Genomic DNA, 11,767 nt, shown 5'->3' on the forward strand with positions numbered 1-11,767 from the left:
GCTTTTGATGCACTGGTTGTCGGATAACCGCAACGTATCCGACAACCGCACCGCTTTTGATGCACTGCTTGTCGGATAACCGCAAGGTATCCGACAACCTCGGTATATTTTCCGTAAAACAAAGACCGGAGCTGCCGCAAAAGCAGGTCCGGTCTTTGTTTCATTCTTTTCCGGTATCTGATGTTTCCGGTTTGCCGGCTTCAAGCAGGACACGGTCGCGGATGGCGAAGAAGGCCACGACCATCAGCAGCACGCCGGAGATGGCCATCAGGATTTCGATTGCCATCCGGTCCGCCAGCGGCCCGAATACAAGCATCCCCAGCGGCATCATCGAGCTGGCGACCATGCTTTGGACGCCGAAGACCCGTCCTAGGAAATCTTCCTCGACTTTTTCCTGCAGCAGCGTCATGCTTGGTGCATTCAGGAGCGGAATGACGAGACCGACAAGCCCCATCAAGAAAAGATAGATCCAGAAATCCGGAATGACGCCCATCCCGAACGTGCACAAGCCCATGACCGCAATCGCCGCCGCAACAGAGTGGATCCGGTTCTTGAATCCGCCCCATGACGCGATCCAGAGGCCCCCACCGATCATTCCGATCGAAAAGGCAATCTCGATCGCCGTCAAGCGCCAAACGTCCTCCCCGAACGAACGCGCGACCTGCAAAGGTGACAGGAAAGATACCGGTGCCGCCATGAAGAAGGCAAGCGAAAAATAGAGGAACAGCCTTTTGATGAAAGTGTGGTTCTGGATGTAGCGGAAACCGAGTTTCATATCTTGCCAGTAATCGCTGACCTGCTCTTGACTGGCTTTTTCATGGGTCGGGACTTTCAGCAGGAACACCAGGATGGCGATCGCCAACGCTGCTGTCACGATATCGATCAGGAAAATGCCCTCCATCGGTGCAAATTGGTAAAGCGCGCCGCTGATCATCGGTGAAACTAGCATGACGACGGCCTGGATGCTGCCGTTGAGGCCGTTGATCCGAGTCAATTCCTTTTCCGGCACGATCTGCGGCAGGATAGCGCCGACCGCCGGCATCTGGATGCCCGCCCCGACTGCGCGGATGGCCGAGGTCGCCAACAGGATCCAGATCGAACGCTGTCCCGCCAAGAACAGTAGGACCAGCACCAAAGTCGAGAGCGCGGTGATGCCGTCGGAAAGGATGATCAGGCGCTTCCGGTTATAGCGGTCGGCCCAAACACCGGCGAACGGCGAAATGAAGAATGTCGGCAGAAAGCCGAAGATGGTCGATAAGGTCATGATGACGCCGGACTTTGTTTCCAAGGTCAGGTACCAGAATATCGCGTATTGGACAAGAGACGAGCCGAACAGGGAAATCGTCTGACTTCCCAAAAAGAGCGCGGTTTGACGCTGCCACTTTTCATATTCCATATTTTTTACCACACTGTTTGCACTTCCTTGTTGCGCGGACTGTGATGTGTCCCCAAAAATGACTGCGTTCACCTTCATTTGGAATCAAACGGCTGAACGTATGTTTCCATTCATGTTATACTATTCTCAACTAAAAGTAAAAGGATTGAAACGGATGAGCAGAGAAGAAATCAACCAAAAATTGGCGCTGCTGCCCGACTTGCCCGGCTGCTACATCATGCGGGACAAGGATGACGAAATCATCTACATCGGCAAGGCCAAAAATCTGAAGAACCGCGTGAAATCATATTTCCACAGCAAGCACGAAGGCAAGACGCAGCTGCTGGTCGCGGACATCGAACGCTTTGAAACGATCGTCACCAAGACGGACAAGGAATCGTTGTTGCTGGAGATTAATCTGATCAAGCGCTACCAGCCGAAATACAACATTAAGCTGAAACAAGGGACGATGTATCCCTACCTGAAGGTCACCAACGAAAAGGATCCGCAGCTCATCATCACTTCGACGGTCGAGGATGACGGCGGTATTTATTTCGGTCCCTATCCGCACGTCTACGCGGCATCGGAAACGCAGGAATTCATCCAGAAAATCTACCCGTTGCGCAAGTGCGCCAAGAATTCCAAGCGCGCCTGTCTTTATTACCATATGGGCCAATGCATCGGTTGCTGCGACCACGAGGTATCGAAAGAGGAATACGATGCCCAGATCAAACGCATCGCCGCATTCCTGAACGGCGAAGTCAGGGAAATCAAGAAGGATCTGCGGGAAAAAATGCACCGCGCCGCCGACAGCCTGAATTTCGAACAGGCCGCTGATTACCGCGATCAGATCAGCTACATCGAAGCAACCGTTGAAAAACAGACGGTCATGTCCCGCGACTACACGAACCGCGACGTCTTCGCCTCCCATATGGACAAAGGCTGGCTCTCGATCCAGGTCTTCCTGCTGCGCCAGTCCTCGATCATCAAACGCGAAGCCGCCCTTTTCCCTTGCTACGACACGCCGGAGGAAGAACTGGCTTCCTTCATCATGCAGTTCTATCAGGATCCCAACCATATCCTGCCGCAGGAGATCCTCGTGCCCAAAGGCGTCGATACGGAGCTGCTGCAGGAAGCGCTGGGGACGAAAGTGCATACCCCGGTCCGCGGCAGCAAGCGCAGCATCCTCGAACTTGCGATCACGAACAGCGAACTGGCGCTGACGGAAAAGTTCATGCTGATCGAGCGCGACAAGCACAAGACGGTCGGCGCCATCCAGGAACTTTCCGAGGCGCTCGGCATCGAATATCTGGAAATCATCGAATCGTTCGACCATTCGAACATCCAGGGCACCAATCCGGTTTCGGCGATGGTGGTCTACAAGGACGGCAAGCCGGAACGCAAAAACTACCGGAAATACAAAGTCAAGACGGTCGAAGGCAGCAACGAATTCGCGACGACCCAGGAAGTCATCCGTCGCCGCTACAGCCGTTTGCTGCGCGAGGGACGCCCGATGCCTGACCTGATTCTGATGGACGGCGGCAAGGTGCAGGTGCATGCCGCCAAGGAAGTGCTGGAGGATGAACTCGGTCTGGACATCCCGGTGGCGGGCATGGTCAAGGACACGAAGCACAAAACCTCCTCGCTCATCTTTGGCGAGAAGGATGAAATCGTGGAGCTCAATCCGAACAGCCAGGCCTTCCATCTTGTGCAGCGGATCCAAGAGGAAGTCCACCGCTTCGCGATCACTTTCCATCGCCAAGTGCGCGCCAAAAACAGTATCGCTTCGCAGTTGGACCAGATTGAAGGCGTCGGACCGAAAACCCGCACGAAAATCCTGAAGCATTTCAAGACGATGAAGAACATCCGCGAAGCCAGCTACGAAGACCTCAAAGCGTTGGGCATCCCCGAGAAGACGGCCTTGCTGATCAAGGAAGAACTCGGCGAACTGAACGATTGACGGTTCAATTCGGCATCGTTGCGGCTCCATTAACGAAGCCTTTGCGCTGAAATTTTCCAAACTGGCGAAACGTGCTATAATGTAGAGTAGTCCACGGAAAATCCCGTGATAGAACTCGCGCTGGAGGAGGCGTTACTGATGAAAATATTTACCGATAGTGCTTGTGATTTGGCTTATGCCTATCTGCAGGAAAATGATGTGGAAGTCTTCCCGTTGACCACGCTGCTGGATACCGGCGAATACGAGGACATGATCGAAATCCAAGCCGACAAAGTCTATGAAATGATTGCACGCGGCGGTCATCCGAAAACGAGCCAAGTATCCTTGGAAAAATTCCTTTCCGGTTTCCGGAAAGCGGCCGAATCCGGTGAATCAGGCATCTACATTTCCCTTTCCGCCAAACTTTCCGGCACCTACCAAGCAGCCTTCTTGGCTTACCAGCAACTGAAAGAGGAGTTCCCGGACTTCGATCTTCGGCTGGTCGACTCCATGAGTGCTTCCGTTGGTGAAGGTTTGTCTGTTGTAGAAGCGGTCGAAATGCGTGAAGCCGGCTTCACTTTGGATGAGATCGAAGCGCGCGTGCGTTTCACGGCAGCCAATGTCGTGTCCCTTTTCACCGTCAAGGATCTCAATTACCTGGCGGAAGGCGGTCGGCTTTCGAAATCCAGTGCCTTTTTTGGAGGGCTGCTGAATATCCAACCTTTGTTGGAGGTCATCAACGGGGAACTGGTGCCCGTCGAAAAACTGCGCGGACGCAAAAAGGTGATGAACCGGATGTATGAACGATTGCGCGATGAGGCGGACATGATCCAAGATCAAAACGTCTTCCTTTGCCATAGCGATGATCCGGAAGCCATAGAGGAGATGCGGCAACACATCGAATCACATTTCCATCCGCGCCACATCTATGTGAACACGATCGGTGCCACGATCAGCTCGCATACCGGGTTGGGGACGCTTGGATTGTTCTACCTCAAGAAATATGAATAAAAGCTTTTGTCTTAACGTAAAAAGCGGCCGTCTTTTGCAGATGGCCGCTTTTTTGTTGTCTTTTCGGTAGCTTCAATTGATGGATCACATACGACCGGCTTACTTGTCGGTGGATTGTGGATGCAACCTCCGGCGAACTCGTAGATACTCATTTGTTCCGGCCGCTTCGTTTACTTATTGATGTACGTGCTGATGATCCGGACAAATATCGGCATCAACAGGATGACTGAGAACAGACGGACAAGGTGAATAGAGGATACGACAATCGTGTCTGCCTCAAAAGCTGCCGCCAAGATAGTCATGTCCGTCAATCCGCCCGGAGAAGTCCCCAGCAATGCCGTTATCAGATCGATCCCGGCCACTTTATGCAGGATGTAGCCCGCGATCACTCCCACCGTCAACAGAATCAGCACCGAAGTGACAGCAGGGAAAAATACCTGTTTCATTTCAGCCAAACTGCTTTTCGTGAAGTTCATACCGATAGTTCCGCCGATGATGATTTGGCCGATGATCTTCAGATTGGCCGGCATATAGCCCATCTGCGAAAAATAATTGTAGATGGCGACCGCGACCAACGAACCGATCATCCCTCCTGCCGGCACACGGAAACGGATCCCTGCCCAGCCTCCGATGAATGCTACAATCAATGTACCCAATAGTTTCCCAAAATTCATACGCATGCGCTCCCTTATGTCAGAATGACCCTTTCTATTCATTTTCGACTTTCCGGCGAAATAGTCAAGGTCATTTCGGCACAAAAAAGGGATCACCGTGTTCTTTAGGTGTTCCCCTTCACTTTTGCAGCTAGTATTATATAAAAAGTTGGCCAATTTCACGGTTAGCCCTGGATAAATCCGTTCCGCTTTTCTTACCATTCGTATTTCTTTTTCTTGGGCGGCGGGAACGGCAGGATGATGCCTTGGCCCTGTTCAGTCGGTTGCGCCTGGAAAAAGGTACGTTTCAGTACGATGGTGATTTTTGGCCGTTCCATTTCGATTGTCGGCGATTCAAGGATCGCGTAAAGTCGCTCTTCGGCATCAATCAGGCTCGCCAGGACAGGATTCTCCGAGCGCGGCACATATCCCAGCATATAACCGGCTTGCGTCGCGACGGCGATTGCATTCGCATCGTACGCATTATCGGCCTCCCGGACAAGCTGCAACAAGTCCCCTGTTTTCAGAAAATCGGCGACTCCGCTCAACTCGTGGAACTGCGTGCCGGCGATGTAGGTATGCAACAATTCCTTATCCGTATGGGCCTGGCTCAACGGCGGCTGCTTTGCCTTCAGATAGCGGCTTTCTTTTTGGTTCTTCAGATTTTCCGGCTGCAGCAGTTTGTCGATCTGCCGCTTCAGTTTGATGTTCGGCTCCTTTTCAAGCGCAACCTGGAGTTCACGTTCTACCTGGTCGGACCATTTTTTTCGGTGCTGCTGCAGCACCTGGACAGCCTTTTTGCGCACGCCGGCATGGCGGTAGTGGATGCCGCGGATGCACCAAATTTCATTGTATTTCCGTTTTTCGCTCATCACCTCGAACAGGCGCAGCAGCCACTCGTCCGCGCGCATCAGATCGGTGACGCTCGGATTTTCCGGCTCCTCCATTTCCAGCGGGAGACCGTAAAGATCCGGGTTCAGGATCGCATCCAGATATTCGCAGACATCGTCGAAATAGAGCTCGGGATTGATTTTCAGGAAGAAGTCGAGCATATTGAAGCCCAACGGTTGCCGACTCAGTACTTCCATGAAGGCCTGAAAATCGGGATGCATGTTCAGGTAGACGAGCACTTTCATGATCAGGTTATCCGATTCCTTCGGTGCGGAAATTTCCTGATAGACGATGTGGCGCCATTTCGGCTGATGCAGGAAACTCTCGACTCTGTGCACCAGCTTTTCGTAGCGGGAGATACGGACATCCCACATGGTTTTTGTGCGGCGGTATTTCGTTTCATTTTGACTGATGAAGTCGTAATCCTGCTGCCAGTACTCGACTGTCTGGTACCAGATGCTGACGAGCGCACCCAAGTCGATAAAATTTGCCGCATAGTCGCGCTTATCGATGAACCTGTACAGGAAGTCCAGCTGGGCATCGATGGTCACGCTGTCATTGTTGTAGTCGGCATAACAGATCAAGTAGGCGAAATCCGTGAAATTGGCGGCAGTGATTTCCGTCTTTTTGAAGTAAACGCGCATATCCGCTTTCTGAATGCAAAGATTGGCGTAGATATTGGCGAGAAAATCACTCTTGATGCCTTCATGAAGCATCCAGTGCTGCTGCTCCCAAGTGACCGGCTTCAGCAGGAACATGGCCGCCAGCTTCCCATAGCCAACCGTGTGCTTCGCCAATTCAAAGATGAAGTTGTTCTGCAAAGGGAAGACGTATTGGATGCTCTCGAGCACGTACAAAGTGTAATCGCTGTGGTAACCCAGTGTCCGCATAATCTGCTTGGTCGTGTCGTACGGAAAGAACCCCAAAAGGATGATACCCAATTTCACTTGTTCCGGATCGGTACCGCTGCGGGCGAGCCGCATACCGAGATGGTAAAGCCGCTCCCTTGCAGCTGATTCCGCTTCCAAAGTGACGCGTACCCTTTCACGCAATTCTATGAAATAACTGCAGATCGGATAATGCTCCAGGAAATGGTGCAGGACGGGATCTGTCAGGATAGTATCTTCTTTGTTGACAAGGTCTTTCAGGATGCCGCAGCACTCCTTGGCCAAATCCTCTTTCCGCCAAAAAGGGATCCCTTCGGATGCAAGGACGTAAAGCACATCCTTTTGCCCAGCCGTCCGTTCATCCTGGAAACGATAAGGCAGACCAGGCTGTTCTTCCTTTAGCCGGCAGATCGTCTCGAAAATACTCTGGTTATTTTCCAAATGGCAACCCTTCTTTCCTGTTCACTCCGATGCTCTCTTCCTTTCAATATTACCATAGATTGCAGTATGCCACTATGTTAGTTTGAAAAATTATTAAATTAACGTGAGGGAAATAAGCAAAAAAACTCCCCGGATAAAGGGAGTTTGATGCGAAATAAGCATAATTTTAAAGTGCGGCTGCATAAACGGCTCTTGCATCCTCGGTAGTGAAGTCCCCACGTTCGGAAATGTTCTCTTTCTTGTGGCGGACAAGTGCTTCCACCAGACCCGGAATTGCAGTTTCATCCAGTTCCACATCCGAGAAGCGGATCGGTGCGCCAAGACTGGCGAAGAAGTCTTCGGTCTTTTTGATCGCCAAATCGATTTTTTCTTCGTCGGTAAGATCGGAATCACCGCGGATATCCCACACGCGTTCCGCATACTGCAGCAATTTGTCCCACTTCTGCTGCTTGCGGACTTTCATCATAGCCGGAAGAACGATCGACAACGTGCGCGCATGATCGATCCCGAACGCCAACGTCAGCTCATGCCCCAATTGATGAGTCGCCCAGTCCTGGGGAACACCGGGGGAAATGAAACGGTTCAGTGCATTCGTGGCCGTCCACATGAAATTGGCGCGGGTCGCATAGTCGTGGTTGTCCTCATCGACTACGTCCGGGCCGATTTCAATCAATGTCTGCAGCAGCCCTTCTGCCCAACGGTCCTGGACTTTAGCATCAATCGGATACGTCAGATAGGCTTCCATCACATGGATGAAGGAATCAATGACGCCGTTTGCCAGTTGGCGTTTCGGCAATGTGTATGTCGCTTCCGGTTCCAGAATGGAGAATTGTGGATAAGTATGTGGACTGGCGAAACTGATCTTCGCTTGCTTTTCCACAAAGGTCACGACCGAGTTGTTGTTCATTTCCGATGCCGTGGCGGGCAGCGTCAATACCGTCCCGAAAGGCAAGGCTTTTGTGACAGGCAAGCCCTTGCCGACGCCGCTGCCGAACATATCGACAGGATCGCCGTCGAACACGGCACCGGCTGCAACGAACTTCACGCCATCGATGACGCTGCCGCCGCCGACCGCCAACAGATAGTCGTAGCCTTCCGCTTTGATCTTGTCGACTGCTTGTATCAGCGTTTCGTAGGTCGGATTCGCCTCGATGCCGCCGAATTCAGCCCATGCGCGGTTGCCCAGTGCTTCGACAACGCGATCGAAGGTGCCGAACTTCTTGACGCTGCCGCCACCGTACAGTATCAATACTTTCGCGTCCTGCGGAATCAGGCCATCGATGCGCTTGATCTGATCTTTGCCGAATACTATTTTTGTAGGATTTTGAAACTCAAAATTACGGATTCCGTTTTCCAATCTCATCACTCACTTTTCATCTGTTATTTTTTCATTGTAGCACAGCCACGCGGATAATCCATCTGGGATGCTCGGGCAGTTCCCCCCGCCGGCGCCGACAGCCGGTTTGTGTGAGCACCGGTGAACACGTCCTTCGTCGGAGAAAAGCATCCCAATCAAACCCCCAACTCTGATGGAGGCAGCTTCCCCGGAGTTGAGCCATATTTGCTTCACATTACGTTCGGTGAGCCATGCGCTCACCGGAGCTGAAGCCCGGTTGCAACACCGTACTCCGGCGGACGCCGGAGCGCACAAAAAATAGGGACCGCTGGGCGGCCCCACATACTAACGCTTATTTCTTCAGAATACGGATACTGTTGAGGACAGCCAGCACGGTCACGCCAACATCAGCGAAGACCGCTTCCCACATGGTGGCGACACCGAACGCGCCGAGAATCAGGAACAGCCCTTTGACGGTCATCGCGAAAATGATGTTCTGCCAGACGATTTTGCGTGTTTCCTCCGCCACGGTAATTGCGGTCAAAATCTTGGAAGGCTGATCGTCCATGATGACGATGTCCGCAGCTTCGATGGCGGCATCGGATCCCAAACCGCCCATCGCCATTCCGATATCGGAACGGGCCAGCACCGGCGTATCGTTGATGCCGTCGCCCACGAAGATGACTTTTTCGCCTTTCTGTTTGCTCGCCAACACTTCCTCCAGCTTCGTCACTTTGTCCTGCGGAAGCAATTCCGTATGGACTTCATCGATGCCGATTTCGTTGGCGACTGCTTCGCCCACCGCACGGGAATCCCCAGTAAGCATGATCGTGCGGATACCTCTCGCCTTCAAGCCAGCGATTGTGGCCTTCGCATCAGCTTTGATGGCGTCTGCGATCAGGATGTAGCCGGCATATTGTTTATCCACAGCGATATGCACAACCGTCCCGGTTTCATGAGCCGGCGTATGGCTGATAGCGAATTTCTCCATCATTTTGGCATTGCCGACCAGGATTTCCTGCCCATCGACGACGACCTGCAGACCGTGACCGGGGATATCATTTGTGGAAGAGATGCGGTCTTCAACTATCGCTTTCCCGTAAGCTTCCTTGATGGAGTCGGCAATCGGGTGGCTGGAATGCAGTTCCGCATAGGCTGCCAGCTCCAGCAAGCGCTCCTCCGTCAGTTCTCCGACGCTTTCGATCCGGGTCACAGCGAATTTGCCTTCCGTCAGCGTTCCGGTCTTGTCCATCACGACCGTTTTGACATCATTCAGTCCTTCGAGGAAGTTGCTGCCTTTGACGAGGATGCCTTTGCGAGACGCTGAACCGATGCCGCCAAAGAAGCCGACCGGAATCGAAACGACCAAAGCGCACGGACAAGAGATGACCAGAAAGATGCTGGCCCGGTAAAGCCATTCCTGGAAGCTTTCGCCCGGGAACAAGAGCGGCGGCAGCACCGCCAGCAACACGGCCGCGATGACAACGACCGGCGTGTAGTAACGGGCGAATTTGGTGATGAAGTTTTCTGTCGGCGCTTTTCGGCCGCTGGCGTTCTGCACCAAATCCAAAATTTTGACGACAGTGGACTCAGCAAACGGCTTTTCCACCGCTACTTCGATGACGCCGTTTTTGTTGATGAACCCGCTCAGGATGCTGTCGCCGACCTTTACGCCGCGCGGTACCGATTCTCCGGTCAATGCCGAGGTGTCGACTGCCGAACTTCCGCTGACAATTTTCCCGTCCAACGGCACCTTCTCGCCGGGCCTGATCAAGATGATGTCACCGATTTTGACGGTTTCCGGCGCGACTTTTTCGATGCCGCCAGCTGTTTTCACATTTGCGTAATCAGGCCGGATGTCCATCAATTCGGCGATGGAGCGGCGGGATTTATCGACCGCGATATCCTGGAACAGTTCACCCAATTGATAGAACAGCATGACAGCCACGGCTTCCGGATATTCCTGGATATAGAAAGCGCTCAGTGTGGCAATCGTCATCAAGAAATTCTCGTCAAACAACTGGCCGTGCTTGATGTTCAGTAGCGCGCTCCAAATGATATCATAGCCCGCAACCAAGTACGCGGTCACATACAATACCAGCGAAATCGTGCCACTACCCGGAATGAAAATCGCCGCCAGCAGAATCCCAAATCCGACAAGCAGTCGGATAACGGCTTTCCGGATTTCGTCCTTATCCCCTTCACCGTGTGCATGGCTATGCCCATGGCTATGTCCATGGCTGTGCCCATCAGCATCATCGGAGTCAGAGTCATGCGGGTCTTCGACATTCTCAGCAGCTATCGTTTCAGCCGATCGGACCGCCATTACCGGCAGGCCATCCGCTCCGATCGGCGCACCGCTTTTTTTCAGAGTCGGATGGATATCCGGCTCCAGCACACCGAGTTTTTGTTTCACTTTCGGCAAAATTTCGTTCTCTTGTTCCTCTTCGATTTCGATCCGCAATGTCTTCGTCATGAAGTTCACATTGCTTTCCAGGATCCCTTCTATTTTTGCGATGCCGGTTTCCACTTTGTTGGCACAATTGGCGCAATCCAATTCGTCCAAATACCATTCAATCTGCTTTATTTTGTCAGACATCCGTACCCCTCCTCAGGCCTAAGCATTCGTACTCTTTATCCGAAAACGGAATCATTCCGCATTACATATGAATTGTTATTCATGTGTTTTCTATATTATATTCTGTCAGGTTGCGTATGTCAATTTGGGTCAGCCAATATTTAACCGTTCTTCTCGATATTGCGTAAAGGATAAACTTCAGCAGCTGAGGGCAATGTCATTAACTTAAGCACCATTACAACTGAAAAAAAAGAGGATGCATTTCTGCTTCTCTGCTTCTTTTGATTGCGAGGCCAAATTGTTGAATATTCCTCAGCTATTCGATAATTTCGGTCCTACAGGATGTGAAATTGTTGAATGTTTTTCGACATTCGATAATCTTGGCTTAATCGGGAATCAAATTGTCGGATCCACCTCACCTATTCGACAGTTTGGCTTGGCGGACGGAGCATTTCTTCTGAAGTCTGGTCGCCAATCCCATCCTGTTACCACCTTCTCCTTGTTTGTCAATCCCATTAAGTTAATGACATTGCAGCTGAAACCTTTTTTTTAGGAACAATCGAGTAGGAGGAGCCTAACGGCTCCGACCTCTCACACCACCGTGCGTACGGTTCCGTACACGGCGGTTCAATATCTTAAGTGAGCAGACTCTGCCA

The 11,767-nt window shown here is 52.0% G+C and carries 7 protein-coding genes; 2 read left to right on the forward strand and 5 right to left on the reverse strand.

Annotated elements, in window-relative coordinates:
* Positions 1 to 160: 160 nt before the first annotated feature.
* Complete coding sequence (locus ACTCCX_RS11590) at positions 161 to 1,408, reverse strand: MFS transporter (RefSeq protein ID WP_463276138.1); 1,248 nt, start codon at positions 1,406 to 1,408, stop codon at positions 161 to 163.
* Positions 1,409 to 1,550: 142 nt separating this feature from the next.
* Between ACTCCX_RS11590 and uvrC the strand changes: the two genes are divergently transcribed.
* Positions 1,551 to 3,335 carry an excinuclease ABC subunit UvrC gene (gene uvrC / locus ACTCCX_RS11595; RefSeq protein WP_463276139.1) on the forward strand — a complete coding sequence of 595 codons (1,785 nt, stop codon included), beginning with the start codon at positions 1,551 to 1,553 and terminating at the stop codon, positions 3,333 to 3,335.
* Positions 3,336 to 3,473: 138 nt separating this feature from the next.
* Positions 3,474 to 4,325, forward strand: coding sequence for a DegV family protein (locus ACTCCX_RS11600; protein WP_463276140.1), 852 nt, complete (start codon positions 3,474 to 3,476; stop codon positions 4,323 to 4,325).
* A 170-nt stretch (positions 4,326 to 4,495) separates the two neighbouring features.
* On the opposite strand, the gene ACTCCX_RS11605 is transcribed toward ACTCCX_RS11600, so the two are convergent.
* The 4 genes from ACTCCX_RS11605 to ACTCCX_RS11620 form a co-directional block, all read right to left on the reverse strand.
* A complete protein-coding gene (locus ACTCCX_RS11605; RefSeq protein WP_177208572.1) occupies positions 4,496 to 4,999 on the reverse strand; it encodes an AbrB family transcriptional regulator in 504 nt (167 codons plus the stop codon).
* Positions 5,000 to 5,193: 194 nt separating this feature from the next.
* Positions 5,194 to 7,197, reverse strand: coding sequence for an HIRAN domain-containing protein (locus ACTCCX_RS11610; protein WP_463276141.1), 2,004 nt, complete (start codon positions 7,195 to 7,197; stop codon positions 5,194 to 5,196).
* A 166-nt stretch (positions 7,198 to 7,363) separates the two neighbouring features.
* Positions 7,364 to 8,560: an iron-containing alcohol dehydrogenase gene (locus tag ACTCCX_RS11615; RefSeq protein ID WP_463276143.1), complete on the reverse strand. Its 1,197-nt coding sequence runs from the start codon at positions 8,558 to 8,560 to the stop codon at positions 7,364 to 7,366.
* Positions 8,561 to 8,885: 325 nt separating this feature from the next.
* Positions 8,886 to 11,132, reverse strand: a complete 2,247-nt coding sequence (locus ACTCCX_RS11620; protein WP_463276142.1) for a heavy metal translocating P-type ATPase — start codon at positions 11,130 to 11,132, stop codon at positions 8,886 to 8,888.
* Positions 11,133 to 11,767 lie beyond the last annotated feature (635 nt).

It is taken from the genome of Trichococcus sp. (assembly GCF_055118575.1).

What these genes read in the sequence shown, in the direction of transcription:
- ACTCCX_RS11620 (WP_463276142.1), bottom strand. Translation starts at nt 11,132, where the DNA reads ATGTCTGACAAAATAAAGCAGATTGAATGGTATTTGGACGAATTGGAT.
- ACTCCX_RS11600 (WP_463276140.1), top strand. Translation starts at nt 3,474, where the DNA reads ATGAAAATATTTACCGATAGTGCTTGTGATTTGGCTTATGCCTATCTG.
- uvrC (WP_463276139.1), top strand. Translation starts at nt 1,551, where the DNA reads ATGAGCAGAGAAGAAATCAACCAAAAATTGGCGCTGCTGCCCGACTTG.
- ACTCCX_RS11605 (WP_177208572.1), bottom strand. Translation starts at nt 4,999, where the DNA reads ATGAATTTTGGGAAACTATTGGGTACATTGATTGTAGCATTCATCGGA.
- ACTCCX_RS11615 (WP_463276143.1), bottom strand. Translation starts at nt 8,560, where the DNA reads ATGAGATTGGAAAACGGAATCCGTAATTTTGAGTTTCAAAATCCTACA.